General features: G+C 74.0%; 26 protein-coding genes. 11 read left to right on the top strand and 15 right to left on the bottom strand.

Features of this window, described 5'->3' with window-relative positions:
* Nucleotides 1-170: 170 nt before the first annotated feature.
* From ACFPGP_RS02670 to ACFPGP_RS02660, 3 genes are read right to left on the bottom strand one after another with little or no spacing between them, the layout of a single operon-like run.
* A complete protein-coding gene (locus tag ACFPGP_RS02670; protein WP_378586520.1) occupies nt 171-1133 on the bottom strand; it encodes a DUF5926 family protein in 963 nt (320 codons plus the stop codon).
* A 9-nt stretch (nt 1134-1142) separates the two neighbouring features.
* Nucleotides 1143-1940, bottom strand: a complete 798-nt coding sequence (locus ACFPGP_RS02665; protein WP_378586518.1) for a glycerophosphodiester phosphodiesterase — start codon at nt 1938-1940, stop codon at nt 1143-1145.
* Between the two features lie 25 nt (nt 1941-1965).
* On the bottom strand, nt 1966-2337 hold the full coding sequence (locus tag ACFPGP_RS02660) for a VOC family protein (protein ID WP_378586515.1): 372 nt from the start codon (nt 2335-2337) through the stop codon (nt 1966-1968).
* A gap of 55 nt (nt 2338-2392) precedes the next feature.
* Here ACFPGP_RS02660 and ACFPGP_RS02655 point away from each other — a divergent pair, with 55 nt between their 5' ends.
* On the top strand, nt 2393-2860 hold the full coding sequence (locus tag ACFPGP_RS02655) for a MarR family winged helix-turn-helix transcriptional regulator (RefSeq protein ID WP_378586512.1): 468 nt from the start codon (nt 2393-2395) through the stop codon (nt 2858-2860).
* Between the two features lie 24 nt (nt 2861-2884).
* Nucleotides 2885-3334 (top strand): hypothetical protein, encoded by a 450-nt coding sequence (locus ACFPGP_RS02650; RefSeq protein WP_378586510.1) that lies wholly within the window; start codon nt 2885-2887, stop codon nt 3332-3334.
* Here the strand turns inward: ACFPGP_RS02650 and ACFPGP_RS02645 are convergent.
* Both ACFPGP_RS02645 and ACFPGP_RS02640 read right to left on the bottom strand, forming a co-directional pair.
* Entirely contained in the window at nt 3313-4527 is a 1215-nt protein-coding gene (locus ACFPGP_RS02645; protein WP_378586509.1) for an ATP-binding protein, read from the bottom strand. The two genes, ACFPGP_RS02650 and ACFPGP_RS02645, sit on opposite strands and share 22 nt — an antisense overlap.
* A 142-nt stretch (nt 4528-4669) precedes the next feature.
* Nucleotides 4670-4975: a hypothetical protein gene (locus ACFPGP_RS02640; RefSeq protein WP_378586507.1), complete on the bottom strand. Its 306-nt coding sequence runs from the start codon at nt 4973-4975 to the stop codon at nt 4670-4672.
* A gap of 83 nt (nt 4976-5058) precedes the next feature.
* On the opposite strand from ACFPGP_RS02640, the gene ACFPGP_RS02635 reads away from it, so the two are divergent.
* Complete coding sequence (locus tag ACFPGP_RS02635) at nt 5059-5925, top strand: Fpg/Nei family DNA glycosylase (protein ID WP_378586504.1); 867 nt, start codon at nt 5059-5061, stop codon at nt 5923-5925.
* 13 nt (nt 5926-5938) lie between these two features.
* Complete coding sequence (locus ACFPGP_RS02630) at nt 5939-6271, top strand: rhodanese-like domain-containing protein (protein WP_378586502.1); 333 nt, start codon at nt 5939-5941, stop codon at nt 6269-6271.
* Nucleotides 6272-6320: 49 nt separating this feature from the next.
* On the opposite strand, the gene ACFPGP_RS02625 is transcribed toward ACFPGP_RS02630, so the two are convergent.
* Nucleotides 6321-6749 (bottom strand): hypothetical protein, encoded by a 429-nt coding sequence (locus tag ACFPGP_RS02625; protein WP_378586500.1) that lies wholly within the window; start codon nt 6747-6749, stop codon nt 6321-6323.
* A gap of 72 nt (nt 6750-6821) precedes the next feature.
* Nucleotides 6822-7502 carry a leucyl/phenylalanyl-tRNA--protein transferase gene (aat, locus tag ACFPGP_RS02620; protein ID WP_378586498.1) on the bottom strand — a complete coding sequence of 227 codons (681 nt, stop codon included), beginning with the start codon at nt 7500-7502 and terminating at the stop codon, nt 6822-6824.
* Nucleotides 7503-7552: 50 nt separating this feature from the next.
* Here aat and ACFPGP_RS02615 point away from each other — a divergent pair, with 50 nt between their 5' ends.
* Nucleotides 7553-8233, top strand: coding sequence for an EcsC family protein (locus ACFPGP_RS02615; protein ID WP_378586495.1), 681 nt, complete (start codon nt 7553-7555; stop codon nt 8231-8233).
* On the opposite strand, the gene ACFPGP_RS02610 is transcribed toward ACFPGP_RS02615, so the two are convergent.
* From ACFPGP_RS02610 to ACFPGP_RS02585, 6 genes are read right to left on the bottom strand one after another with little or no spacing between them, the layout of a single operon-like run.
* Complete coding sequence (locus tag ACFPGP_RS02610; RefSeq protein ID WP_378586493.1) at nt 8194-9402, bottom strand: hypothetical protein; 1209 nt, start codon at nt 9400-9402, stop codon at nt 8194-8196. The two genes, ACFPGP_RS02615 and ACFPGP_RS02610, sit on opposite strands and share 40 nt — an antisense overlap.
* On the bottom strand, nt 9399-10622 hold the full coding sequence (locus ACFPGP_RS02605) for a hypothetical protein (RefSeq protein ID WP_378586491.1): 1224 nt from the start codon (nt 10620-10622) through the stop codon (nt 9399-9401). The genes ACFPGP_RS02610 and ACFPGP_RS02605 overlap by 4 nt, the downstream gene beginning before the upstream one ends.
* Nucleotides 10623-10624: 2 nt before the next feature.
* On the bottom strand, nt 10625-11725 hold the full coding sequence (locus ACFPGP_RS02600) for a hypothetical protein (protein ID WP_378586489.1): 1101 nt from the start codon (nt 11723-11725) through the stop codon (nt 10625-10627).
* Nucleotides 11722-12690, bottom strand: a complete 969-nt coding sequence (locus ACFPGP_RS02595; protein ID WP_378586487.1) for a hydroxymethylglutaryl-CoA lyase — start codon at nt 12688-12690, stop codon at nt 11722-11724. Before ACFPGP_RS02595 ends, ACFPGP_RS02600 begins: the two co-directional genes overlap by 4 nt.
* The gene (locus ACFPGP_RS02590) at nt 12690-14561 is read right to left on the bottom strand and encodes an acetyl/propionyl/methylcrotonyl-CoA carboxylase subunit alpha (protein ID WP_378586485.1); all 1872 of its coding nucleotides are present in this window, start codon (nt 14559-14561) and stop codon (nt 12690-12692) included. The genes ACFPGP_RS02595 and ACFPGP_RS02590 overlap by 1 nt, the downstream gene beginning before the upstream one ends.
* A 2-nt stretch (nt 14562-14563) precedes the next feature.
* Entirely contained in the window at nt 14564-16117 is a 1554-nt protein-coding gene (locus tag ACFPGP_RS02585) for a carboxyl transferase domain-containing protein (RefSeq protein WP_378586484.1), read from the bottom strand.
* A 143-nt stretch (nt 16118-16260) separates the two neighbouring features.
* On the opposite strand from ACFPGP_RS02585, the gene ACFPGP_RS02580 reads away from it, so the two are divergent.
* Together ACFPGP_RS02580 and ACFPGP_RS02575 are read left to right on the top strand one after the other, a co-directional pair.
* Nucleotides 16261-16845 carry a TetR/AcrR family transcriptional regulator gene (locus tag ACFPGP_RS02580; RefSeq protein WP_378586482.1) on the top strand — a complete coding sequence of 195 codons (585 nt, stop codon included), beginning with the start codon at nt 16261-16263 and terminating at the stop codon, nt 16843-16845.
* 10 nt (nt 16846-16855) lie between these two features.
* Nucleotides 16856-17344, top strand: a complete 489-nt coding sequence (locus ACFPGP_RS02575) for a glutathione peroxidase (RefSeq protein WP_378586480.1) — start codon at nt 16856-16858, stop codon at nt 17342-17344.
* 6 nt (nt 17345-17350) lie between these two features.
* On the opposite strand, the gene ACFPGP_RS02570 is transcribed toward ACFPGP_RS02575, so the two are convergent.
* The gene (locus ACFPGP_RS02570; protein WP_378586477.1) at nt 17351-18190 is read right to left on the bottom strand and encodes a sigma-70 family RNA polymerase sigma factor; all 840 of its coding nucleotides are present in this window, start codon (nt 18188-18190) and stop codon (nt 17351-17353) included.
* A 166-nt stretch (nt 18191-18356) separates the two neighbouring features.
* On the opposite strand from ACFPGP_RS02570, the gene ACFPGP_RS02565 reads away from it, so the two are divergent.
* From ACFPGP_RS02565 to ACFPGP_RS02555, 3 genes are all read left to right on the top strand, one after another.
* The gene (locus ACFPGP_RS02565) at nt 18357-19904 is read left to right on the top strand and encodes an ANTAR domain-containing protein (protein WP_378586475.1); all 1548 of its coding nucleotides are present in this window, start codon (nt 18357-18359) and stop codon (nt 19902-19904) included.
* A gap of 196 nt (nt 19905-20100) precedes the next feature.
* Nucleotides 20101-21636: an MFS transporter gene (locus ACFPGP_RS02560; protein WP_378586473.1), complete on the top strand. Its 1536-nt coding sequence runs from the start codon at nt 20101-20103 to the stop codon at nt 21634-21636.
* Nucleotides 21637-21673: 37 nt separating this feature from the next.
* A complete protein-coding gene (locus ACFPGP_RS02555; RefSeq protein WP_378586470.1) occupies nt 21674-21913 on the top strand; it encodes a hypothetical protein in 240 nt (79 codons plus the stop codon).
* A gap of 41 nt (nt 21914-21954) precedes the next feature.
* Here ACFPGP_RS02555 and ACFPGP_RS02550 read toward each other — a convergent pair whose 3' ends face one another.
* Nucleotides 21955-24081: a DEAD/DEAH box helicase gene (locus ACFPGP_RS02550; RefSeq protein ID WP_378586467.1), complete on the bottom strand. Its 2127-nt coding sequence runs from the start codon at nt 24079-24081 to the stop codon at nt 21955-21957.
* Between the two features lie 119 nt (nt 24082-24200).
* Between ACFPGP_RS02550 and ACFPGP_RS02545 the strand changes: the two genes are divergently transcribed.
* Nucleotides 24201-24701, top strand: a complete 501-nt coding sequence (locus tag ACFPGP_RS02545) for a hypothetical protein (protein ID WP_378586464.1) — start codon at nt 24201-24203, stop codon at nt 24699-24701.
* Nucleotides 24702-24722: the final 21 nt, after the last annotated feature.

Below are 24722 nucleotides of genomic sequence, written 5' to 3'. Positions count from 1 at the left end.
GCGCTCATCGCGACTTCCGGGCAAAGAAAGACCCGGCCGCTGTTGACGGGGGACACAACAACGACCGGGTGAAACCCAAAGTACAGGCCCGCCTCGGACAGACACAACCCGGGACCGCAGACTCGTCGCGGGCGCAAGACCTGGTCTAGGCCGAAACCTGTTCTACCGGTCTACTGGCGCAGCGTGACCTGCCGGTTGGCCAGCCCGGAGCGGGCGGAGCGCTCCTCGGGGGTCAACGGCGCGTCGCTGGTGAGGGCGTCGGCGAGCGCGGCGGCGAAGGCCTCGGCCGGCTCCTCCAGCGCCTCCGCACCGGTGCCGGGCTCGAGGTCCCACACCGGCACCAGCAGCCCGTGCGCGCGGAACATGCCGACCAGGCGCGAGTCGGGCACCAGCACGTCGCGTCCCGCCGCGTGCAGCCGGGCGAGGGCGTCGAGCAGCGGTCCCTCGGGCTCGGGCATCACCCAGCGCAGGTGCTCCTTGGCGCCCATGGCCGTCCAGTACGCCGAGGGGACCGAGGTCAGCTTGTCGGTCGGGGCCGCGGCGGCGTTGGCCTGCTCGAGCGCGGCGGCGACGCTGTCCTGGTCCTCGATGTCGGCGACCCAGAAGTCGAAGCCGCGGTGCACGGTCACCGCGAGCTCGTCGCCGGTCACGAGGTCCTGCAGGCGCGGGCCGTCGCCGGGCGGGTCGGTGAGGCCGACCGCGCCGGCCTCCCCGGCCTCCGCGGCCTCGAGCGCCCTGAGCAGCACGGCGCCGAGGTCGCGGGCGGGGTCGCCGAAGGCGTGCTGGACCTGCAGCCCGAGCCAGACCTCACCGCTCTCGCGCACCATCGCGGGCGCGGCCATCGGCAGCAGGGTGCACAGCTGCACCGTGCGCTCGGCGTACGCCGGGTCGGCGAGCGTCAGCGGGGCGGTGGCCGACGGCACGAGCTCGCGCATCGCGACGACGTCGCACTCCGACGGCATCCCCTCGAAGGGCCGCGACACGAACACGGCCGGCGCTCCCCCGGCCGCACCGTGGCACGCCTTGTAGCGCCGCCCGGAGCCGCAGGGGCACGGTTGGCGGGGGCCGACCTCACCGGGTGCGGTGGCGGCCTGCACCTGGTCGCGGGTCCTGGTCCGTGACTTCTTGCCCATGCCCGCACGCTATCCGTCGAGCAGGTCCCGCACGTACGCCGGGCGGTCGGTGATCACCGCGGTCACCCCCAGGCCGAGGCACAGGTCGAGCTCGGTCTCGGTGTTCACCGTCCACACGTGGATCGGCCGACCGGTGCGGACCAGGCTCTCGCCGAGCCGCGGGTGGTCGCGCAGCTCCTGGACGCCGGGGCCGAGCATCCAGTCGTCGCCGATCACCGGGCGCAGCATCGGCCAGTGGTGCGCCCGCTCGATCAGCTGGACCAGCGGGACGTCGGGGGCCAGGCGCTGCACCCGCTGCAGGGCGGTCCACGAGAAGCTCATCACCCGCACCGGGGTGCCGGACCGGTCCCAGCCGAACTCGCGGAGCAGCTCGAGCAGGCGGCGCTCGACCAGCCCGCCGTACCGTGTCGGGTGCTTGGTCTCGATCGCCAGCTCGACGCGCCGGTCGTGGTCGGCGACGGTCTCGAGCAGCCGGCGCAGCGTGAGCACCTTGTCGAGATCGGGGTCCTTGTCGGGGGCATCGTCGTCGAGCTCGGCCCACGGGTTCTTCCACGAGGCGAAGTCGAGCTGGTCGAGCTCGGCGAGGTCCATGGTCGAGACGACACCGGGGCGCGAAGCCGTGCGGCGCAGGTCGCGGTCGTGCACGCACACCAGATGGCCGTCGGCCGTGAGCCGGACGTCGCACTCGAGCGCGTCGGCGCCCTCGTCCAGCGCGGTGAGGTAGGCGCCGAGGGTGTGCTCGGCCCGGGTGTGGCTGGCTCCCCGGTGCGCCACGACCTGCGGCCGACGCGCGGCACCGCTGCTCATGACGGCATTGTGCCGCCCCGCCGGGTCAGCCGCGCGGACGCTGCTCGACGAGTCCGACCAGGTTGCCCTCGCTGTCGCGCACGAACGCCTGCCACTCGTCGGTGCCGGCCGGCCCCAGGGTGTCGTCGTCGTGCCCGAAGATCACGTGGGGCTCGCTCTCCACCTCGACCCCGGCGCCGCGCAGCCGCGCGACCGTGGCGTCGATGTCGTCGACGTCGAGGTAGAGCAGCGCGCTCGGTGCGACCCGGTCGAGCAGCAACCGGGTGCCGTCGAGGTCGAAGAAGACCAGGCCGGGAGGGTCGAACGACGCGCTCGGTGCCGCGCCGAGCAGGTCGGCGTAGAACGTCGCCGCCCGCTCGAGGTCCACCGCCCGCTGGGCCACCTGCACCATCCGCATGACACGCTCCTTCTTTGTGAGCATCCCTAACTGTTAGGGATGCTATACATAGGGCATGGCACCTCGCAAGCAGTCGCTCGCCGGCACTGCCGCCGACCTCAACTCGGCGGCGATCCACCTGCTGCGCGGCATGCGCGCCGCCGACCGGGCCTCGGGCCTCACGGCGGCCCGGCTCAGCGCCCTGTCGGTGCTGGTCTTCGGAGGGCCCACGACGCTCGGGCGACTGGCCGCGGCCGAGGACGTCACCCCACCGACCATGACCCGGATCGTGGACGGTCTCGTCGCGCTGGGCCTGGCCGAGCGAGCCGAGCACCCGGACAGCGCACGGTCGGTGCTCGTCGTCGCGACCGACGCCGGCACGGAGCTGATGCAGGCTGCGGCCGCCCGCCGGGTCGAGGTCATCGTCGCCGCGCTGCGCGCGCTGCCGACCGACGAGCGCCGGGCCGTGGTCGACGCCGCGCCGGCCCTGCGTGCGCTCGCGGACGACGTACCGCAGCGGGCACGGGCGCTGTTCCGGTCCTGAGCGCGGGGGTGCGACGATGACCCCGTGACGACCCGGGGATTCACGCTGGCCGCGCACGTGCCGGCGGCAGGGGTCGATGTCATCGACTTCCTGGCGGCGATCGAGGGGCACCGCGGGCTGCACCCGTTCCTCGAGTCCGCCGAGGTCGTCGACCGCGGCGTCGGCTCCGACGGGCCGTGGCAGGAGTATCGCGTGGTCGAGCGACCGTCGCTCGGCCCGTTCCGCTACCGGGTGCGGTTCCCGGCGACCGTCGTCCGCACCTCCCCCACCGCGCTGCGCAGCGAGGTGCGGCTCACCGGCTGCCACCTCGCCTCGACCACCACCGCGACCGACGAGCCGGGCGGGTGCCGGGTCGAGGAGCACACGGTGGTCACCTCGCCGCAGCTGCTGGTCGGGTACGTCGCGCGCCAGGCCCGGCGCGCCCACGCCCGCACGCTCGCGGGGCTGGCAGATCAGCCCTGGGTGCGCAGGTAGCGCCCGAAGTGCGGCACGGTGAAGGCGATCCGGCCGCGCTCCCCGGAGTAGATCAGCCCCTTCTTCAGCAGCGAGTCGCGCGCCGGCGAGAGCGACTGCGGCTTCTTGCCGAGCGCCGCGGCCACCTCGGCGGTCGGCACGCTGGCGACGTCGTCGAGCGGCTCACCGCCGGCGTCGGCGATGGCCACCGCGGTGTCGGCCATCGCCCGCAGGTAGTCGCGCTCGCCCGGGGTCGCCCGCTCGAACCGGCTGCCGAAGAAGCCGACCGCCAGCTCGGCCTCCGCCTCGGGTGAGGCGACCGCGACGTCCTCGGCGGTGATGGGGGCACGCGGCGCGAGGTCCCAGACGACCTTGCCGTAGGCCTGGATGAAGTAGGGGTAGCCGCCGGTCGCGGCGTACATCGCCGCCAGCGCGTCGTCGGTGTACGACGCGTCCTCCTCGGCCGCCGGGGCGGCCAGCGCGCGGTCGGCGGCCTCGCGCCCCAGCCGGTCGATGCGCGCGTAGCGGAAGAGCCGCTCGGAGTAGGACTTGCTCGCCGAGAGCACCGCCGGCAGGTGGGGCAGGCCGGCGCCGACCACGATCACCGGGAGCCCCGACTGGCTGAGCTCGTGGCAGGCCGCGCAGAGAGCCGAGACGTCGTCGGGGCCGAGGTCCTGCATCTCGTCGATGAACACCGCGACTCCCTTGCCGACGTCGGCCGCGAGCCCGCCGAGGTCGGTGAACAGCTCGACCAGGTCGATCTCGACGTCACCGGAGTCGGCCCGGCCGCGCACCGCCGGGGCGTCGATGCCCGGGCTCCACTGGTCGCGCAGCTTCGCCCCCGGCCCGGCCTCGCGCTGGGCGAAGGAGCGGACGACGCCGAGCACGTGGTCGACGGCGTCCTCCTGCGGGTGCCCGAGCTCGCGCACCGCCTGGTGCAGGGCGCTCGACAGCGGGCGCCGGAGGCGCTGGTCTGGCCGCGCCTCGAGCTTGCCGGTGCCCCAGCCGCGCCGTACGGCCGAGGAGCGCAGGGCGTTGAGCAGCACGGTCTTGCCGACCCCGCGCAGCCCGGTCAGCACCAGGCTCCGCTCGGGGCGCCCGCGTGCGACCCGCTCGAGCACCACGTCGAACGCCGCGAGCTGCTCGTCGCGTCCGGCCAGCTCCGGCGGGCGCTGCCCTGCCCCCGGCGCGTACGGGTTGCGGATCGGGTCCATGATCGAACCGTATCTGGCTCTCTAGCGCCCACCGTAGATTTCGGGAGCCGTGTCTGCGCTGACCCGCCGTTAGTTAACGGCGGGTCAGCATGGAATGTCGACAAACCACGGTGACCCGCCGTTAGTTGACGGCGGGTCAGCGTCAGGCGGGGGCGGCGGAGGCCGGGGGACGCTCGCCGTACCCGGTGTGGCCGGGGTTGGCCGGTCCGAGGCCGGTGCGCTCGGCGTACACGGTGGCGTAGGCGCGGTCGAGGCCGGCGCGGAGCATCGCGATCAGCTCGGGCACCTCGTCGACGGTGAGCCGGAACGACCCGGCGCACACGTTGTCGCGCCACAGCGAGAGGACCACCATGCCGGAGTCGTCGTGCCAGGAGACCCGGAGCGCGCGGTCGCCACCACGGGAGTCGAGGAAGATCGATCCCGTCGCCGGCAGCGGGCGGGTGGCCATGCTCCAGTCTGCCTCCGGTGTGGTGAGGCTGTCACGAGTTCACGAGCGGCTTCACCCACATCGGTCATGCCTAGACTGACCGCGTGCCCGAGCTGCCCGAGGTGGAAGCCCTGGCCCTCGACCTGCGGGGCCGGCTGCACGACCGCGCGATCGTGAAGCTCCACCTCGCCGCCTTCAGCGCCCTGAAGACCTTCGACCCGCCCGTCACCGCGCTCGAGGGCACCCTGGTCGAGGACGTCACCCGGCACGGCAAGTTCCTCGACATCGCCACCTCCGGGCTGCACCTGGTCATGCACCTCGCCCGCGCCGGCTGGGTGCGCTGGCGCGACGAGGTGCCGCCGGTGCCGCCGCGCCCGTCCACGAAGTCGCCCCTGGCCGCGCGGGTGGTGCTCGACTCGGGCGCCGGGCTCGACATCACCGAGGCCGGCACCCGCAAGAGCCTCGCGCTGTACGTCGTGCGCGACCCGCTCGACGTCCCCGGCATCGCCAGCCTCGGGCCCGACCCGCTCACCGAGGAGTTCACGCCCGCGGTGTTCCGCGAGATCCTCGAGCGCGAGGGGCGCAAGCAGCTCAAGGGCGTGCTGCGCCACCAGGGCACGATCGCCGGCATCGGCAACGCCTACTCCGACGAGATCCTGCACGCCGCGAGGATGTCGCCGTTCAAGCCGGCCGGCACGCTCACCGACGACGAGCTGACCACGCTGTACGACGCGCTGCGCACCACGCTGGGGGACGCCGTCGACCGCTCGCGCGGCCTGGCCGCCAGCGAGCTGAAGGGCGAGAAGAAGTCCCACCTCGCGGTGCACGGGCGCACCGGCCAGACCTGCCCCGTGTGCGGCGACGTGGTCCGGGAGGTCTCGTTCGCCGACTCGAGCCTCCAGTACTGTGCCACGTGCCAGACCGGCGGCAAGCCGCTCGCCGACCGGCGCATGTCCAAGCTGCTGAAGTGAGGTCAGGGGGACCATGCAGATCCCGGGGATCAAGGTCGAGGACCTCGCCGACCCGCTGCCGGAGGGGACGGTGCTCCTCGACGTGCGCGAGCCGGTCGAGTGGGAGCACGGGCACATCGAGGGCGCCGTCAACGTGCCCCTGATGCAGCTGCCGGCGCGCCTCGAGGAGCTGCCCGAGGGGCACCTGGTCGTCGTCTGCGCGGTGGGCGGGCGCTCGGGCCAGGCGGTCGCCTGGCTGGCGGTGCAGGGCCGCGAGGCCACCAACCTCGAGGGCGGCATGGTCGAGTGGGTGGCCGCCGGCCGCCCGATCGTCAGCGCGGTCACCGACACCCCCCACGTGCTCTGACCGCGGCCGGCACCCCCACGGCGTCCGCGCGGTTCGGGGCGGGGAGGCCTCAGACCGGGCCGCCGACGGCGTCGGTCGACGTGCCGCAGGTGAGCGCGAGGTAGGTGTCGAAGGCCTGGGTGTCGCGGCGCTCGTCGAGGCTCAGGTCGGCGTCGATGGCCTCGACCTCCGCCGTCGAGGCGTCGTCGGGGAGGTCGTGGATCGCGTCGAGGGTGAGCTCGAAGCCCTGGCGGGCGTCGGTGGGGATGTCGCCGGGGGTGCCGACGTCGGCGAGGCGCCGGGCCAGCTGCTTCACCAGTCCGGCGACCTCATGGTTGCTGGCCCCGCCCCCGAGCCGGTCGACACCGGAGTAGAAGTCGTGGACCTGCGCGCAGAACGTGTCGGGCGACGCGTCGGTCGGCGGCCGGCCGGCGTTGCACGCCACGGAGGTGACGGAGATGACGGCGAGGACGGCGAGGGTGAGCAGGGCCTGCTTCATCGGGTGCTCCTGGGGGACGGGTGGACACCCGGGTCATTCCCCGCGGGGGCGCGCTCCATGCCTGCCGGCCGCTCACCCGCCGGCGAACGCCTCCGGCAGCGGGAGGGCGAGCGCGTCGCGCAGCCGCGCGAGGTAGGTCTCCCGCGGCACCTCGACGACGCCGAGCGAGGCGAGGTGGGGGGTCTGCCACTGGGTGTCCAGCAGCCGCGCACCCGCGTGGTCGTCGCGCATCAGGTCGACGAGCCCGAGCAGCGCCACCTTCGAGGCGTCACGCTCGCGGTGGAACATCGACTCGCCCGCGAACAGCCCGCCGATGGCGACGCCGTACAGCCCTCCCACGAGCCGGTCGCCGCGCCACGCCTCGACCGAGTGCACCCAGCCGAGGCGGTGCAGCTCGACGTACGCCGCGTGGACCCGGTCGTCGATCCAGCCGGCGGCGCGGCGCGGGTCGCCGCAGGCCCGGATCACCTCGTCGCACGCGGTGTCGACCCGGATCTCGAGGTCGCGCGTCGAGCGGCGCAGCGAGCGGGTGACGCGCACGCCGTCCAGCGGCAGCACGCCACGCTCGACGGGGCTGAACCACCCCATCGGGTCGCGACGGCCCCCGGTCGGCATCGGGAACAGCCCGCGCCGGTAGGCGCTCAGCAGCGTGCCGGGGGCGAGGTCGGCGCCGAGACCGACCAGGTCGCTGTCGGGGTCCCAGGCCACCGGCGCGGGGAACTCCCACGGCGACGGCGGCGGCTCGGTGGGCACGCCCCGACGGTAGTGCCGGAGCGGTGGGTGCGGGTCCGTAGGATCGCGCCATGGGCCTGAAGGACACCGTCAGCCGGCAGCTGGCGCCGCACGTGCCGCGACTGGCGCCCGAGCTCACGACGACGTTCGTCCGTGAGGCGCTGTCGCGGGCGATCGCGGGCGTCGGTCCGTTCCCGCCCGCGGCGAAGGCCGCGGAGAAGCAGCTCGCCGAGCAGCACGGCGACGTCGACCGCGGCATCCACGAGGTGATCGAGAACCACGTGCGCTACGCCGGCGCCCAGGGCTTCGTGACCAACATCGGCGGCCTGGTGACCGCGGCGGTCGCGATCCCGACCAACGTCTCGGGTCTCGCGCTCATCGAGTGCCGCATGGTCGCGGGCATCGCCCACCTGCGCGGCTACGACCTCGACCACCCCAACGTGCGCGACGCGATCCTGCTCTGCATGCTCGGCGAGGACACCGTCGGCGACCTGCTGAAGAAGCGCAAGATCCCCGGCACCCCGCACACCCTGGCCACCCTCCCCGACTACGACCCCGAGCTCGACCGGCTGATCTCCGGCGAGGTCGCGAGCAACCTGCTGGCCAAGGTCGCCGGCAAGCGGGTGGCGGTCGCCGTGGCCCGGCGCACGCCCGTGGTCGGTGGGCTGGTCGGCGCGGGCGCCGACGGCTTCACGACCTGGCGGGTCGGCCGCTACGCCGACCGCGAGCTCCTGCCCCGCGCCCAGCGGTAGAGGCGCAGCAGGCCGCGGCCGGGCCGGCTGCGCTGCAGCCGCTTCACGATGCGGTGGCGCGCGCGGTACGTCGGGCGCAGGTGCGCCCGCTCGAGCTGGTGGAGGGCGTCGGCGAGCTCGGCCTGCAACCGGTCGCGCTCGCCGGTGAGCCGCGCGCTCTCGAGCAGCAGTGCCCGGATCGCGTCGACCCCGGCATCGGCCACGGCCGCCTCGTCGGGGTGATCGGGATCGACCCAGTCCGCCGACGGCTCGGCGCCGACGAGGTCGTCGAGGTCGCCGTGCACGTCGTACCCGCGCGGCTCGAGCTCCTCGACCCAGCTGCGCGACAGCTCGGTCACCCAGCCGCGGAGGTCGGGCGGCAGGGTCAGCCGCGCGGTGTCGGAGCGCAGCGACAGCGTCTGGTGGGCGAGCAGCTCGCGCACCAGCGGCCGGTAGTCGGGGGGCTCGAGCACCGAGTTGACCTTGAGGTTGATCCGCCGCACCAGCGCGGTCTCGGCGGCCCCGAGGGAGGCGTTCGTGCGCTCGCCCTCGAGGTCGAGGTCGATGCCGCGCAGGTCGAAGACGTCGAGGAAGCGCTCCCACAGCAGGTTCGGGGGCAGGCCCGGGGCCGGCACGATGACCAGGTGCACCCGCTCGGGCGGCAGGTCGGCGCCCCAGCGGTCGAGGATCTCCGGGATCTCCTGCACGCCCCAGAACCAGCTGGCGATCCGGCTCTTGCGCTCGGGGTCGCGCAGCTGCTCGAGGAAGCGGGCGTAGCTCAGCTCGCGGCGGTGCTTGACGTTCTCCTGCCACTCGGCCGGGATCTGCCGGGCCAGGTCACGCACCGAGAGCACCAGGTGCACCTCGGTGTCGGGGTCGAGCGAGGAGAGCGCGCGGTCGACCTGCGCGCGCGAGGCGTTGGCCAGGACCTCGTGGCTGATCACCGCGGTGCCGTCCCAGCGGTTGACCCGCCCCGCGAGGCGGTCCCACGCGCCGACGGCCTCGTGCTCGAGGCCGCCCCAGGGCAGCCGCATCAGGTCGAGCGCGGCGAGGAAGTGCGCGTCGTGGCGCTTGGCGGGGTAGAGCATCCCGTGCCGGCGCAGCAGCCGCTGGTTGCGGAACAGCACGTCCTGCAGGTACGACGTGCCGGTCTTGGGGGTCCCGACGTGGAGCAACACACGCCTGCTCACGTCCCCACCTCCGTCCCGTGCTCGTCGTGCTCGTCCAGCTCGTCGTCCTCCGGGTCCTCGCCGACGTCCCAGTCGGGCAGGCGCTCCGGGGCGGCTCCGGGCCGGCCGTGGCCCGCGCGCAGCGTGCGCAGCGCGAGGTCGAGCGCGGACTCCCGGCGCACCGGGCCGGTCATCGTCGACCCGGACGCCGCGGCGCCGGCGGGGGGGACCAGCGCCTGCGGATCGCCGTGCACAGCGTAGCCAGCACCGGCGAGGTCGGCGGCGAGGGCCTCCGCCCGTGCGCGGAGCCACGCCTGCCGCGGCGCCGGCACGGCGAGACCCGGGCCGGGGTCGTCGGCGATCCACGGGCGCAGCGTGCGCCGGAGCAGGTCACCGGCCTCCTCGGCCGGCACGAAGAGCCCGAGGAACGACGCCACCCAGCGCGCGAGCTCGGCCACGTGGGCCGCGGGGCGCTCGGGCCCCGGCAGGTCGCGGCGTACGCCGAGCAGCGCGGGGAGGGCCGACCGGTCGATGACGACGTGCAGGTCGCCGTGGAAGCCCGCCTCGTGCAGGCGCGCGCGGAGGGCACCCGGGTCGACCTGCGGCGGCAGCTCGTCACGGCGTTCGAGCGCGCGCAGCCAGTGCTCCCAGACCATGGTGCCACGCGCGAAGCAGCGCGCCCGCCACACGTCGGCCAGCGTGGTCGCGAGGTCGTCGAGCAGCACCACGACGGTCTCGCCGCGGCCGCGCGGCGGTCGCCCCATCTCCACGAGCCGGCGCTGCACCGGGTCGGTGAGCTCAGGGTCCCCCAGCAGGCGGTAGCCGCGCCGCCAGGGTCGGGGCCGGGCGGCCGTCCCGTCCGGGGGCAGCCCGGCCGAGGCGACGTCCTCGGCAAGCAGGCTGGCCGCCACCCGGAGCAGCTCGGGCGCGGGCAGCTCGGCGGGCTCGACCGGTCGCGGACCGAACCGCGAGCCGCGGTCGGCGCCGACCAGCTCGAGGTCGGGCTGGCCGCGGCCCGGGGCGCTCTGGCCGAGCACGCGGTCGGCGAGCACGCGGTCGGTGGGGCCGAGCTGGTTGAGCCGGCGCAGCACCTCGAGCTGCTGGGCGCCGGGCAGCACGTGGAGGTCGCCGGGAGCGCCCTCGGGGCCCTCCCAGGCGTGCCAGGGCTCGGTGCCGCCCGCGCGCAGGTGGGCGACCCAGCCCCAGGCGCGGGCCTCGCCCGCGGTGCTCCGGGCGGCCATGCTCACGACCCGCGCAGCCGCGCGGCGCGCTGCTTGATCCGCCTGCTCAGCTGCCGGTCCGGGTCGGGCCGGTCGGCGGCCTCCTGCGTCATCGTGGCCAGGGCGTCGAGGGCGACGCGCAGCCGCTTGCGGGCGGCCACCTTGTCGGGGTCGTCCCACTCCGCCCCGGGGTCCACCGGGGGCGGGCGCAGGTCCTCGGGGTCGCCGACGACGTCGACGCCGCTCTGCTCGAGGTACTCCAGCCAGCGCTCCGCGGCCTCGGTCACCCAGCCGTACGCGCGCGGGGGCAGCCGCACGGGCGGGGACGGCTTCTCCACCAGTCGCTCCTGGGCCAGCAGCTGCCGGATCAGCACGTCGTACTCGGCCTGGTGGTCGGTGCCGCGGTCGAGGCGGCTGTTGAGCTGGCGGATCACCTGGCTCTCGGCGACGCCGAGCGACTGGTTGGTGCGGGTGCTCTCGTGCGGCGCCCACGCGGGGTCGATGCCGACGACCGAGCAGAAGCGGCCCCACAGCGGGTCGGTGCCGCCGGGGGTGGCGTCGCGGCTCTTCGGCACCGTGACGACGTGCACCCGCTCGGGCGGCAGGCCGGCGCCCCAGGTGCCGAGCACCGACGGCAGGTCGAAGGCGCGGGAGAACCAGGTCTTGCCGCGGCGCGACTTGCGGAGGAACTTCGAGTAGGGCCAGCGGCGTCCCTGCTTGATGCTCTCCTGCCAGGCGGCGGGCAGCACGCGGGAGTAGTCGCGGGCGGTGTAGACGACGTGGAGCTCGGCGCCGGCGAGGTCGTCCATCGCGCGGGCCACCTGCTCGGGGCGCGCGGGCGCGAGGATCTCGTGGCTGATCACGACCGTGCCGGTGCGGCGGCGCACGCGCTTGACGAGCGCCTCCCAGCTGCCCGTGGTGTCGCCCGCGGCCGCGCCCCACTCGCGCCCGAGCAGGTCGAGCGCGGCGCGGAACTGGAAGAGCGCGGGGCTCACCAGTGGCGAGCGGGTGGGGAAGTGCACCCCGTGCCCGGCGAGGGTGTCGGCGTTGAGGGTGAGCCGGTCCTGGAGGTAGGTGGTACCGGTCTTGGGGGCCCCGACGTGCAGGTAGACGCGGCGGCTCATGCGGGCGATTCTGCCGTACCCCCCTCGACCGTCCCGCCCAGGGCACGGACCACCGCCGACGGGCTGGGCCGCCCCAGCTCGCCCGCGAGCCAGGTGCTGGTCGCCACGACCGCGTCGAGGTCCACGCCGGTCTCGATCCCGAGGCCGTGGAGCATCCACACGAGGTCCTCGGTCGCGAGGTTGCCGGTCGCGCTGTGCGCGTACGGGCAGCCGCCGAGACCGCCCGCGCTCGCGTCGTACGTCGTGACGCCGGCGCGCAGCGCGGCGTAGGTGTTGGCGAGCGCCTGGCCGTAGGTGTCATGGAAGTGCATCGCGAGGTGGTCGACGCCGAGGCCCGCAGCGGTGAAGGCGCCGAGCAGGGCGGTCACGTGGCCCGCGGTGCCGACGCCGATGGTGTCGCCGAGGCTGAGCTGGCTGGCGCCGAGGTCGAAGAGCCGTCGCCCGACGTCGACGACCTGGTCGATCGGGACCTCGCCCTCCCAGGGGTCACCGAAGCACATCGAGACGTAGGCCCGCACGTCGAGGCCGGCGTCGCGGGCGCGGCGCACGGTCGGCTCGAACATCGCGAACTGCTCGTCGAGGCTGCGGTTGAGGTTGCGCTGCGCGAACGTCTCGGTGGCCGAGCCGAAGATCGCGACGTGGCGGCAGCCGAGCTCGAGCGCCCGGTCGAGGCCGCGCTCGTTGGGCACGAGCACGGGCAGCTCGCGGGCACGGTCGCCGATCTGGTCGGTCAGCATCGTGAGCAGGTCGGCGGCGTCGGCGAGCTGCGGCACCCACCGCGGGTGGACGAAGCTGGTGGCCTCGACGACCGGAAGCCCGGCGTCGAGCAGCCGGCGGCAGAGCTCGGCCTTGACCGCGGTCGGCACGAGCGCCTGCTCGTTCTGCAGCCCGTCGCGCGGGCCGACCTCGTAGACCGTGACCCGCGCCGGCAGGCTCGGGTCGGGGACGGTGGCGGGGGCGCGCATCAGGCGGGGTCCTCGTGGGGCTGCACGGTGAACAGCGTGGCACCCAGCGCCACCTGGTCGCCGACAGCGGCGCCGACCCCGGTGACGGTGCCGGCGAAGGGCGCCTTGAGGCTGAGCTCCATCTTCATCGCCTCGAGGGTGCCGAGCACCACGCCCTCCTCGACGCGGTCGCCCTCGGCGACGCGGACGTCGAGGACGGTGCCGGGCATGGGCGCGGTCAGGATGCCGTCGCCGGTGCCGGCCGCCTCGGCGAGCCGGTCGGGTCGGGTGAACCGGTGGAGCTGCCCGTGCAGGCAGACCTCGACGAACCCCGGCTGTGCGTTGACCACCGCCCGGACGTGGGTGCCGTCGACGACCGCCTCGAGCACGTGGTCGGCGGCGCCGAGCTCGCGCAGCGGGACGCCGTCGACGGTGCCGGCGTTGCGGTCGACCCACACCTCGCGGTCGAGCTCGACCAGCGTCGCGGCCGGCGGACCGCCGAGACGGAAGCCGTCGGCCTGGAACGGGTGGCCGATGTCGAGCGAGGCGAGCAGCGCGGCGATCCAGGCGCCCAGCGCACGCGGCAGGTCGGCGTCGGGCGCGGGGAGCTCGTGGTGGTCGAGCCAGGCGGTGTCGATGGTCGCGTCGCGGAACTCGTCGGAGTCGACCAGCGCGCGCAGGAAGCCCGCGTTGGTGGTCAGCCCGAGGATCGCGGTGGAGTCGAGAGCCTCGACCAGTGCGCGGCGAGCGGTCTCGCGGTCGGGGCCGTGCGCGATCACCTTGCCGAGCATGGGGTCGTACGCCGTGGAGACGGTCTGCCCGGGCTCCAGGGCGTGGTCGACGCGGACGCCCTCGCCGGCCGGCCAGCGCACGATGCTCGCGGTGCCCGCCTGCGGCAGGAAGCCGCCGAAGCTGTCCTCGGCGTACACCCGGGCCTCGACGGCGTGGCCGTCGCGCCGTACGTCGTGCTGGGCGACGCCGAGCGGCTCCCCGGCGGCGACGCGGAGCTGGAGCTCGACGAGGTCGAGCCCGGTCACGGCCTCGGTGACGGGGTGCTCGACCTGGAGCCGGGTGTTCATCTCGAGGAAGTAGAACTCGCCGGTGTCGTCGTCGAGCAGGAACTCCACGGTGCCCGCGTTGGTGTAGCCGACGTGGCGCGCGAGGTCGACGGCCGCGGTGGTGATCGCCGCGCGCTGCTCGTCGGTGAGCGTGGGTGCGGGCGCCTCCTCGAGCACCTTCTGGTGGCGGCGCTGGGTCGAGCAGTCGCGCTCGTGGAGGTGGAGCACGGTGCCGTGGTGGTCGCCGATCACCTGCACCTCGATGTGTCGGCCGCGCTCGACGTACTTCTCGACGAGCATGGTGTCGTCGCCGAAGGCGCTCAGCGCCTCGCGCTTCGCGGCGGCCACCGCCTCGTCCATCTCGTCGGGCGAGCGGACGACGCGCATGCCCTTGCCGCCGCCGCCGGCCGCCGCCTTGACGAGCACCGGGAAGCCCACGCCGGCGGTCGAGTTACCGACGGGCACGACGGGCACCCCGGCGGCCACGGCGAGCTCGCGGGCGGCGTCCTTGCGGCCCATCTGCTCCATGACCGCGGCGCTCGGCCCGACCAGCGTGATGCCGGCGGTCGCGAGGGCCTCGGCGAAGACCGCGCGCTCGGAGAGGAAGCCGTAGCCCGGGTGCACGGCGTCGGCGCCCGCCTCGCGGGCCGCGGCGACGACCGCGTCGACGTCGAGGTAGCTCGGCACGCGCACCGTGCGGTCGGCCGCGCGCACGTGCGGCGCGTCGGCGTCGAGGTCGGTGTGGATCGCGACCGTGGTGAGGCCGAGGCGGTGGGCGGTGCGGAAGACGCGGAGCGCGATCTCGCCGCGGTTGGCGACCAGGAGGGTCTTCATCGCTACATCCTGAAGATGCCGTAGCTGGGCGCCGGGACCGGGGCGTGCGCAGCCGCGGCCAGCCCCATGCCCAGCACCCGGCGGGTGTCGGCGGGGTCGATGATGCCGTCGTCCCAGAGCCGGGCGGTGGCGTAGTAGGGCGAGCCCTGGGTCTCGTACTGCTCGCGGATCGGCGCCTTGAACTCGTCGTCGTCCTCGCGCCCGGCCACGGTCGCCAGGACGTTGGCGGCCTGCTCGCCGCCCATCACCGAGATCCGCGCGTTGGGCCACATCCACAGGAAGCGCGGGTCGTAGGCGCGGCCGCACATGCCGTAGTTGCCGGCGCCGAAGGAGCCGCCGATGACGACGGTGAACTTCGGGACCACGCTGCACGCCACCGCGGTCACCAGCTTGGCGCCGTCGCGGGCGATGCCGCGGTTCTCGTACTCGCGGCCGACCATGAAGCCGGTGATGTTCTGCAGGAAGACCAGCGGGATGCCGCGCTGGTTGCACAGCTCGATGAAGTGCGCGCCCTTGAGCGCGGACTCGCTGAAGAGGATGCCGTTGTTGGCGACGATGCCGACCTGGCGGCCCCAGATCTTCGCGAACGCGCAGACCAGCGTTTCGCCGTACAGGTGCTTGAACTCGTGGAACCGGCTGCCGTCGACGATCCGGCGGATCACCTCGCGCACGTCGTACGGCGTGCGGGTATCGGCGGGGACGACGTCGTAGAGGCTCTCGGGGTCCTCGAGCGGCTCCTCGACGTCGCCGACGGCCTGCGTCGGCGGGACCGGCAGCGTGTCGACGATGCTCCGCACGATGGCGAGCGCGTGGGCGTCGTCGTCCGCGAGGTGGTCGACCACGCCCGACGTGCGCGCGTGCACGTCGCCGCCGCCGAGCTCCTCGGCCGTGACGACCTCGCCGGTCGCGGCCTTCACCAGCGGCGGGCCGCCGAGGAAGATCGTGCCCTGCTCGCGCACGATCACGCTCTCGTCGGACATCGCGGGCACGTAGGCGCCGCCGGCCGTGCACGAGCCCATCACGCTCGCGATCTGCGGGATGCCGCGCGCGGAGAGGTTGGCCTGGTTGAAGAAGATCCGGCCGAAGTGCTCGCGGTCGGGGAAGACCTCGTCCTGCATCGGCAGGAACGCCCCGCCGCTGTCAACGAGGTAGACGCACGGCAGGTGGTTGTCGGAGGCGACCTGCTGGGCGCGCAGGTGCTTCTTGACCGTCATCGGGTAGTAGGTGCCGCCCTTGACCGTCGCGTCGTTGGCGACGACCACGACCTCGCGGCCGCTGACCCGGCCGATGCCGGTCACGATGCCGGCCGAGGGCACCGCGTCGGGGCCGCCGGGCGCGCCGTACATCCCGGTCGCGGCGAGGGGGCTCAGCTCGAGGAAGGGGCTCCCCGGGTCGAGCAGCCGGTCGACCCGGTCGCGCACCAGCAGCTTGCCGCGTCCGGTGTGCCTGGCCCGCGCGGCCTCGCTGCCCCCGCGGCGCGCCACGGCCAGCCGCTCGCGCAGCTCGGCCACCAGCCCGCGGAGGTCCTGCCCCGTGCCCACCTCGCTCACGCCCACGACCCGAGGTTAGCGTTCGTTAACCACCCCGTCCACCGCCGAGGTGGGAGAAATGGCGACGGGGGATCGCCATTTCTCCCACCTCGCGTCGCCATTTCTCCCACCTCGGCGTCCGGCGGGTTAGTGACGGTTAACCTGCGGGGGTGGCGACGGAGGTGGGGACGCGGCGGGAGCAGATCCTGGCGACGGCGGCGGAGCTGTTCGCCGCGCGGGGGTTCCACGGGGTGTCGGTGGCCGACCTGGGCGCGGCGTGCGGGATCTCGGGGCCGGCGCTCTACAAGCACTTCCCGAGCAAGGACGCCGTGCTCGCCGAGATGCTGGTCTCGATCAGCGAGGAGCTGCTCCGCGTCGGGCGCGAGCGGGTGGCGGCCGCCCCGGACGCCCGGGCCGCACTGGTGGCACTGGTCGAGTGGCACGTGGACTTCGCGGTCACCCACCGGCCGCTGATCGTCGTCCAGGACCGCGACTGGGAGTCGCTGCCCGACGACGCGCGCGAGCGCGTGCGCTCGCTCCAGCGGGAGTACGTCGACCTCTGGGCCGCCCAGGTCCGGGGGCTGTACGACGACCCGCCGCTCGGCCTCGAGCGCGCCCGGGCGATGGCCCACGTCGCCTTCGGGCTGATCAACTCGACTCCCCACAGCGGCCTGCTGCCGGACGACGAGCTCGCCGGGCTGCTCCGCGAGATGGCGCTGCGGGCCCTCGGCCCGGGTCTTGAGCCGCACCCGTAGCGTGCTGCCCATGAGCCTCCACGACGTGCGCATCGCCCGCCTGGACGGGACGCCCGCCACCCTCGGTGAGATCACCGGCGACAACGTGACGCTGCTGGTGAACGTGGCGAGCAGGTGCGGGCTGACCCCGCAGTACGCCGGCCTCGAGCGGCTGCACGAGACCTACGCCGACCGTGGCTTCACCGTGGTCGGCGTGCCCTGCAACCAGTTCGGCGGCCAGGAGCCCGGCTCGCCCGAGGAGATCGCCGAGTTCTGCTCGGCGACGTACGGCGTCACCTTCCCGATGACCGAGAAGGTCGACGTCAACGGCGACGACCGGCACGAGCTCTTCCGCCCGCTGGTCACGGTGCCCGACGAGCGCGGCCGCACCGGCGACGTCGAGTGGAACTTCGAGAAGTTCCTCCTCGGCGCCGACGGCACGGTGCTCGCTCGCTTCCACTGCGGCGTCGAGCCCGACGACGAGCGCCTGGTCGGCGCCGTCGACGGGGCCCTGGCCTGACCGGGGTCAGCTCGCCCGGTCGGTGACGTCCGCGGCGCCGTCGTCGCCCAGCTCGCGACGCAGGTCGCGCATGATCCGCGCGATCAGCCGCGAGACCTGCATCTGGGTCACACCGATCTCCTCGGCGATCTCCTGCTGGGTGCAGTCCTCGAAGAACCTCAGGAAGAGGATCCGGCGGTCGCGCTCCTTGAGCCGACGTACGACGGGCGCCAGCGCGACCCGCGCCTCGGCCGCCGGCTGGTCGGAGTCGACCTCACCGATGAGGTCGCCCAGGGTGCCGGCCGACGCGTCGTCGGTGCGGGTGACCGGGCGGTCGAGCGAGGTCGGCGTGAAGCACCCGTCGGCCCCGAGCGCCTCGATCACGTCGTCGAGGTCGGCCCCGAGGTGCTCGGCCAGCTCCGACGGCGTCGGCGACCGGCCCAGCCCCTGGACCAGCTCGGCCTCGCCGGCGGCGATCCGGGCCTGCGTCTCCTGCACCCGGCGGGGCGGGCGCACCGTCCAGCCGTGGTCGCGGAAGTGCTTCTTCAGCTCGCCCCGGATGGTCGGGACGGCGTAGGAGAGGAAGTCCTTGTGCCGCTCGGTGTCGAAGTCGCGGGCGGCCCGGGTCAGGGCCAGGTAGGCGACCTGGAGCAGGTCGTCCTCGTCGATGCCGCGGTGCTGGTAGCGGCTGGCGACGCTGCGCGCGACACCCATGTTGATGCGGACGGCGTAGTCGAGCCAGTCCTGGCGGTGCTCGGGTGCTGCGTCGTGGGCCGCCTGAAGGGCCTCAGCTGTTCGCTCGCTGCGTTGGCGGCGGGTCAGCGCGGGCTCGGTGCCGGGCGGCGCGGCATGGACGGTCGGGCTCATCATCACTCCTGCGGAGTTGTGAGCAGCCTGCCGAGGTTTGCAGCAAGGGCACACACGTGCACTGGTCCAGACAGTAGCGCACAGGCACTACGCGTGGAAGCGGTGGCCCACGAAAGGACCGCGCCGACGGTGAGGCCCCGCCTCCGAGTGGGTACCGTCAGCAGCGATGGCTCCCGAGATCCACCACCAACCCCCGCACTCGCTCCTGCTGCACGACGCGAGCACGTCCGCCGTGCGCCGGCTCGAGGCGCTGGTGGCCGAGGCGGTGGCGCGGGGCGACAAGGTGTTGCACCTGCACGTCGGCACCGACCAGGAGGCGCTCACGCGGCTGACCAGCTGGCTGCCCGAGCGGATCGCCGAGACCGGGCGCCTCGAGCTCATCGGGGTCGGGGGCGAGCACGAGGCCACGGGTGGCCGGCACGAGCGGGTCCTGGAGCGCTGGCGCGCGCGCGTGCACGAGGCCCACGACGCGGGGTACGCCGGGGTCACGATCAGCTCCGACTCCGGGGCACGGCTCGAGGTCGTCCAGGACCCCGACGAGCTGCTCGCCCTCGAGCGCGGCCTCCACGAGCTCGCCGGCGAGCCCGGCACCACCGTGCTGTGCTGCTACCCCCTCGAGGCGACCACGGCCGTGCGCGACGACCTGCCCGCACGCCTGGCCGCGGTGCACTTCGAGCGCACCCACGACGAGCTGTGGGCGGCGCGCGCCCGGGGCGGCATCCTGTGCCTCGAGGGCGAGCTGGAGGCCAGCAACGCCGACCGCGTGCGCGCGGTGCTCGAGGCCGCGCTCGCCGCCGCCATGCACACCATCGACCTGCGGGCCGTCACCTACGCCTCGCCGGAGGCGATCGACGTCCTGCGCACCCTGGCCGACGCCGCGGACGGGCACGGCGAGACCGTCCGACTGATCCGCGTGCCCGCGATCGTCGAGCGCGCGCTGGCCGTCAGCAACCTGCTCGTCCACCCCGGCCTGGCGGTCCACCCGACCGACCCGCCCGCGACGGACCCGGGCGACCCGAGCGGCAACCTCCGGGTGGCCGAGGTCTTCGGCGAGCTGAGCCGGCTCGAGGAAGCCACCAACGAGGCGGAGGCGACCGCAGGCCTCGCCCGCATCCTGGCGGACGTGATCCCCGCGGCCGACCACCTCAGCGTCACGGTCGGCGAGCCGGCCAACCCGCGGGTCATCGACTCGACCGACCAGGAGGCGCAGAAGCTCGACGGCCTGCAGATGCAGGCCGAGGAGGGTCCGTGCCAGTCCGCCTGGGAGACCGGGTCGATGGTGCACACCCCCGACCTGCGCACCGACGTGCGGTGGCCGATCCTCACCGACCTCAGCCGCGATGCCGACGTGATCAGCGTGCTGGCGCTGCCGGTGGCCGGCGAGGGGGGCACGGCCGGGGTGATCAACGCCTACTCCAGCAAGGCGGGCGCCTTCGGCCAGATCGACGTCGCCGTCGCCGAGCTCGCGGCCTTCGCGGTCGGGCAGGTCTTCCGCCACGTCAACCAGACCCGCGAGCTCAACGACATGATCGGCAACCTGCGCGCCGCCCTCACCTCACGCTCGGTCATCGACCAGGCCAAGGGCATCCTCATGTGGCGCCACGGCTACAGCCCCGACGAGGCGTTCGCGGCGTTGTCGACCGCCAGCCAGCAGCAGAACGTCAAGCTGCGCGAGCTCGCGGCCCTGCTCGTCGCCGAGGCCGTCGAGGACTGACCTCTCCCGCCCCCACCCCGCTGCTGAACGCCGGACCAACGCGGGCGGTTTGTCGCGTCGCGCGCCGGGTACTCGCGGGAGTGGCGCTGGTCACACGGTCCCGGACCGACGGTGCCGCAGCACCCGAGCACCCTGTCGGGTGCGTCCCGCAGGACCCGTGTCGCCTGATCGGCGAGAACCTGAGAGGAGCGCGACCATGTCCAAAGGCGTGGAGACCGGTCGCATCACCACCGACATCCCGGCGCGGCTCGACCGGCTGCCCTGGTCGCGGTGGCACTGGCTGGTCGTCATCGGCCTCGGCACCGTCTGGATCCTGGACGGCCTCGAGGTCACCATCGTGGGCTCGATGTCCGACGCCCTGGCGGACCCGAAGACGGGTCTGGGCCTCAGCAGCTACGACATCGGCGTGGCCGGCGCGGTCTACGTCGCCGGCGCCTGCATCGGCGCGTTGTTCTTCGGGCAGCTGACCGACCGGTTCGGCCGCAAGAAGCTGTTCCTGATCACCCTCGCCGTGTACACGACGGCCACCGTCCTGACGGCGTTCTCGATGAACCCGACGTGGTACTTCATCGCCCGGTTCTTCACCGGCGCCGGCATCGGTGGCGAGTACGCCGCGATCAACTCCGCGATCGACGAGCTGATCCCGGCCAAGTACCGCGGCCGCGTCGACGTCTCGATCAACGGCTCCTTCTGGGTGGGCGCCGCAGGCGGCGCGCTCCTCACCATCCCGCTGCTCGACCCCACCGTCATCGACCAGGCGTGGGGCTGGCGGCTGGCCTTCGGCCTCGGCGCGATCCTCGCCGTCGGCATCCTGCTGGTCCGCCGCAACGTGCCGGAGAGCCCGCGCTGGCTCTTCATCCACGGGCGTGAGGACGAGGGCGAGGCCATCGTCCGCGACATCGAGAAGACCGTCAGCGACGAGACCGGCAAGCGCCTCCCGTCGGTCTCGGAGAGCATCACCATCCGGCAGCGCAAGACGATCAGCATCCCGCTGATCGCCAAGACCGTGTTCACGCTCTACCCGCGCCGCACGGTGCTGTGCTTCTCGCTCTTCGTCGGGCAGGCGTTCCTCTACAACGCCTTCTTCTTCACCTACGGCGACACGCTCACGACCTTCATGGGCGTCGGACAGGTGGGCTACTACATCGCGGTCTTCGCGGTGAGCAACTTCCTCGGTGCGCTCATCCTCGGCCCCATGTTCGACAGCATCGGGCGCGTCAAGATGCTCACGATCACCTACTGCGGGTCGGGCCTCCTGCTCGGCATCACCGGCCTGACGCTCGACTCCTACACCGCCGTCACGCTGACGCTGATGGGCTGCATCATCTTCTTCCTGGCCTCGGCGGGCGCCAGCGCGGCGTACCTCACGGCCAGTGAGGTGTTCCCGATGGAGACCCGGGCGCTCTGCATCGCGTTCTTCTACGCGATCGGCACCGCGGCGGGCGGCATCGCCGGTCCGCTGCTGTTCGGCAAGCTGATCGACGACGCCACCAAGGGCGGCGAGGGCATCTCCGCGATCGCACTCGGCTACTACATCGGCGCGTTCCTGATGATCGCCGGCGGCATCGTGGCCGCGTTCCTCGGCGTCAAGGCCGAGGGCCGCTCGCTGGAGAGCATCGCCCGGCCGCTGACCGCCGAGGACTCCGACCACGACGACGCCGGCTCCGGTACGCCGCGCGCCGAGGCCGAGGTCGGCTCGGAGACTGCGACCCGCGCCCGCCCCACCCGCTGACCCCGACCCCACCCCCGCAGCAGAGGAGGACCTTCCCATGCCGATGCCCCCACCGAAGGCGAGCACCGAAGGCAGGCGTGACCGCCAGGTGTTCCACGAGATGGGCCAGCTGGTCCGCGCCGTCGAGGACAACGGCCCGCAGCACCCCGAGGAGCTCGCGCGGCTCGTCGGCGCGGCGTACTGGGAGGCGGGACGCTTCGACAGCGCGCTCGCCTTCGCCGCGGCCGACGGGCTGCTCGTGCGCGGCCCCGACGGGCGGCTCCAGGCCGCTCCCTGAGCGGCCCTGATCGGTGGCTGACCGGCAGTTGACCGGGCCGGTCAGCCGCCGACGGCCAGGGTCACCGGGACGACGGACGCCGCGCCCGCCTCGTGCAGCGCGCGCGCTGCGAGCGTGAGCGACCACCCGGTGACGACCTGGTCGTCGACGAGCAGCACGTCGCGGCCCTGCACACCCCCCGACGCCTCGGTGTCGGGGTCGAGGAGCAGCCGGTGTCGACGGCCGACGGCGGCCACCCGCTGCGCGGAGTTCGCAGCCCCCTGACTCGGGGCCACGGTCGGGTCCACGATCGCCCACCGGCCCACGACCGGGGCCTGCAGGTAGCGGGACAGCCCGCCGGCGAGGTCGGTCACGAGGACCGGCCGGGTGGCGGACTCGGCGACCACGATCGCGTCGACCCGGGGGCGCCAGTCGTCGAGCACGGTCACCATCGCCCGGGCCAGCGCCTCGGGCACCGGGCCGTCCGCGGCGTCGGGACGGAGCAGCGCGCGCAGGGCTTGGCCGTGGCCGAGGTCGGTCAGGCGCGCGATCGCACGGCCCTCGCCCGCCGGTGGCGCGATCTTCCCCTTGAGCCCGATGCCCAGCGTGGTCAGCGCGGTGGGCCACATCTTGCGGGGCTCGAGGGCCACGCCAGGTCGGGAGAGCCGCGCCTCCGCCTCGTCGAGGGCCGTCGTCGACACCGTCGCGGACAGGGTGAGCCCGCCGCAGTTGTCGCAGCGGCCGCACTCGGCGGCCTCCGGGTCGTCGAGCTGGTCGCGCAGGAACCACATCCGGCACCGGTCGGTGCCGAGGTAGTCGAGCATCGCCTGCTGCTCGCGCTCACGGGCCTCCGCGACGCGGCGGTAGCGCTCCTCGTCGTAGGCCCACGGCTGCCCGGTGGCCTCCCAGCCGCCGCGGACCCGGCGGACGGCCCCGTCGACGTCGAGCACCTTGAGCATGGTCTCGAGCCGGGTGCGGTTGAGCTCGACGCGGGTCTCGAGCGCGGCCGTGCTCAACGGCGTGCCGGCCTCGGACAGGGCCGCCAGCGTCTGGCGCACCAGCTCCTCGCGGGGGAAAGCGAGCGAGGCGAAGTAGTGCCAGATGTCGCGGTCCTCGACGGCCGGCAGCAGCACGACGGTGGCGTCGTCGGTGCCGCGGCCGGCGCGGCCGACCTGCTGGTAGTAGGCCACGGGGGACGACGGCGCGCCGAGGTTGACCACGAAGCCGAGGGTCGCGTCGAAGCCCATGCCGAGCGCGCTGGTCGCGACGAGCGCCTTGACCCGCCCGGCGAGGAGGTCCTCCTCGAGCGCGAGCCGCTCGGTGGCCTCGGTCTGGCCGGAGTACGCCGCGACGGCGTGGCCGCGGCTGCGCAGGTAGTCGGCGACCTCCTGGGTCGCGGCGACGGTCAGGCAGTAGACGATGCCCGATCCCGGCTGCTCGGCGAGGTGGTCGGCCAGCCAGGCGAGCCGTTGCTGGGGGGTGCGCAGGCGGACCACGCCCAGGCGCAGCGACTCGCGGTCGAGCGAGCCCCTGAGGACGAGGACGCGCTGGTGTCCGTCGGGGTCGAGCTGCTCGGCGACGTCGGCGGTGACGCGGGCGTTCGCGGTGGCCGTGGTCGCGAGCACCGGGATGCCCTCGGGGAGGTCCTCGAGCAGGGTGCGGATCCGGCGGTAGTCGGGTCGGAAGTCGTGGCCCCAGTCGGAGATGCAGTGCGCCTCGTCGACCACGAGCAGGCCGCAGGTGGCCGCGAGGCGGGGCAGCACCTCGTCGCGGAAGCCGGGGTTGTTGAGCCGCTCGGGGCTGACCAGGAGGACGTCGACCTCCCCGCCCCGGATCGCGTCGTTGATCGGTTCCCACTGCTCGATGTTGGTGGAGTTGATGGTGACCGCGCGGATGCCGGCGCGCTCGGCGGCGGCGATCTGGTTGCGCATCAGGGCCAGCAGCGGCGAGACGATGACGGTCGGGCCCGCCCCCTCGGCGCGCAGCAGCGCCGTGGCCACGAAGTAGACCGCCGACTTGCCCCACCCGGTGCGCTGCACGACCAGGGCGCGCCGCCGGTCGACGGCGAGGGCCTCGATCGCCGTCCACTGGTCGTCGCGCAGCACGGCGTCGTCGCGGCCCACGAGCGCCCGCAGCTGCGCCTCGGCGCGGGCGCGCACGTCGGCGGCTGTCGTGGTCTCGGTGTCCATGTCCGGCCTGTCTACCACCCGTGGCCGACGGTCCCGCGCCGGCATCCACAGGCCCGGCGTACCGTCCCGCCGCGGCGCGGCCCCCGACGCACGACCCCACGAGCACCTACGGTCGTGTCATGGACACGACGAAGCGGGCGCTGCCGGTCCTCGGCATCGCGGTCGCCTGCCTGCTGGTCGGCTCGGCCGGCGGCGCGGTGGCCGGGCGGCTGGTCACCAGCGCCGACATCAAGGACGGGACCGTGCGGTCCGCCGACCTGCAGAACCACTCGGTGCAGCCGATCGACCTCGGGAAGAAGACGACCGCCCGGCTCGGGACCGTGACCGGCTACAAGGTCAAGAAGGTCACCGGCGACCTCGTGGCCAACGGCGACCAGGACGGGTTCGGGGTCACCTGCCCGCAGGGGCGGGTGCTGCTCGGGGCCAGCGGCTACTGGCTCAACGACGACCGGGCGCCGCAGGTCTACCAGGTCGACGCGGACACAGCCGCGATCCTCGGCACCAACCGCTGGAGCGGCGGTGACGACAGCCTCACACTGATCGTGGCCTGCGCCAAGGCCGGTCCGGGGGCGCTGCGAGCGAAGGTGCTCGGCCGGACGCCGGTCAAGCCGGTCGGCTGAGGCCCGACCCGCGTCGTCTGC

This window comes from Nocardioides taihuensis (assembly GCF_042657275.1).
GTDB classification, from domain to species: Bacteria; Actinomycetota; Actinomycetes; order Propionibacteriales; family Nocardioidaceae; genus Nocardioides; species Nocardioides taihuensis.
The sequence above is the reverse complement of the archived record's forward strand: the minus strand, read 5'-3'. Positions and strand labels throughout refer to the sequence as shown.

Coding starts and splice junctions, on each gene's coding strand:
- ACFPGP_RS02630 (WP_378586502.1), top strand. CDS start 5,939: ATGCAGATCCCGGGGATCAAGGTCGAGGACCTCGCCGACCCGCTGCCG.
- ACFPGP_RS02545 (WP_378586464.1), top strand. CDS start 24,201: ATGGACACGACGAAGCGGGCGCTGCCGGTCCTCGGCATCGCGGTCGCC.
- ACFPGP_RS02575 (WP_378586480.1), top strand. CDS start 16,856: ATGAGCCTCCACGACGTGCGCATCGCCCGCCTGGACGGGACGCCCGCC.
- ACFPGP_RS02665 (WP_378586518.1), bottom strand. CDS start 1,940: ATGAGCAGCGGTGCCGCGCGTCGGCCGCAGGTCGTGGCGCACCGGGGA.
- ACFPGP_RS02615 (WP_378586495.1), top strand. CDS start 7,553: ATGGGCCTGAAGGACACCGTCAGCCGGCAGCTGGCGCCGCACGTGCCG.
- ACFPGP_RS02670 (WP_378586520.1), bottom strand. CDS start 1,133: ATGGGCAAGAAGTCACGGACCAGGACCCGCGACCAGGTGCAGGCCGCC.
- ACFPGP_RS02605 (WP_378586491.1), bottom strand. CDS start 10,622: ATGGCCGCCCGGAGCACCGCGGGCGAGGCCCGCGCCTGGGGCTGGGTC.
- ACFPGP_RS02625 (WP_378586500.1), bottom strand. CDS start 6,749: ATGAAGCAGGCCCTGCTCACCCTCGCCGTCCTCGCCGTCATCTCCGTC.
- ACFPGP_RS02645 (WP_378586509.1), bottom strand. CDS start 4,527: ATGGACCCGATCCGCAACCCGTACGCGCCGGGGGCAGGGCAGCGCCCG.
- ACFPGP_RS02640 (WP_378586507.1), bottom strand. CDS start 4,975: ATGGCCACCCGCCCGCTGCCGGCGACGGGATCGATCTTCCTCGACTCC.
- ACFPGP_RS02655 (WP_378586512.1), top strand. CDS start 2,393: ATGGCACCTCGCAAGCAGTCGCTCGCCGGCACTGCCGCCGACCTCAAC.
- ACFPGP_RS02565 (WP_378586475.1), top strand. CDS start 18,357: ATGGCTCCCGAGATCCACCACCAACCCCCGCACTCGCTCCTGCTGCAC.
- ACFPGP_RS02595 (WP_378586487.1), bottom strand. CDS start 12,690: ATGCGCGCCCCCGCCACCGTCCCCGACCCGAGCCTGCCGGCGCGGGTC.
- ACFPGP_RS02600 (WP_378586489.1), bottom strand. CDS start 11,725: ATGAGCCGCCGCGTCTACCTGCACGTCGGGGCCCCCAAGACCGGTACC.
- ACFPGP_RS02590 (WP_378586485.1), bottom strand. CDS start 14,561: ATGAAGACCCTCCTGGTCGCCAACCGCGGCGAGATCGCGCTCCGCGTC.
- ACFPGP_RS02660 (WP_378586515.1), bottom strand. CDS start 2,337: ATGCGGATGGTGCAGGTGGCCCAGCGGGCGGTGGACCTCGAGCGGGCG.
- ACFPGP_RS02560 (WP_378586473.1), top strand. CDS start 20,101: ATGTCCAAAGGCGTGGAGACCGGTCGCATCACCACCGACATCCCGGCG.
- ACFPGP_RS02570 (WP_378586477.1), bottom strand. CDS start 18,190: ATGAGCCCGACCGTCCATGCCGCGCCGCCCGGCACCGAGCCCGCGCTG.
- ACFPGP_RS02555 (WP_378586470.1), top strand. CDS start 21,674: ATGCCGATGCCCCCACCGAAGGCGAGCACCGAAGGCAGGCGTGACCGC.
- ACFPGP_RS02550 (WP_378586467.1), bottom strand. CDS start 24,081: ATGGACACCGAGACCACGACAGCCGCCGACGTGCGCGCCCGCGCCGAG.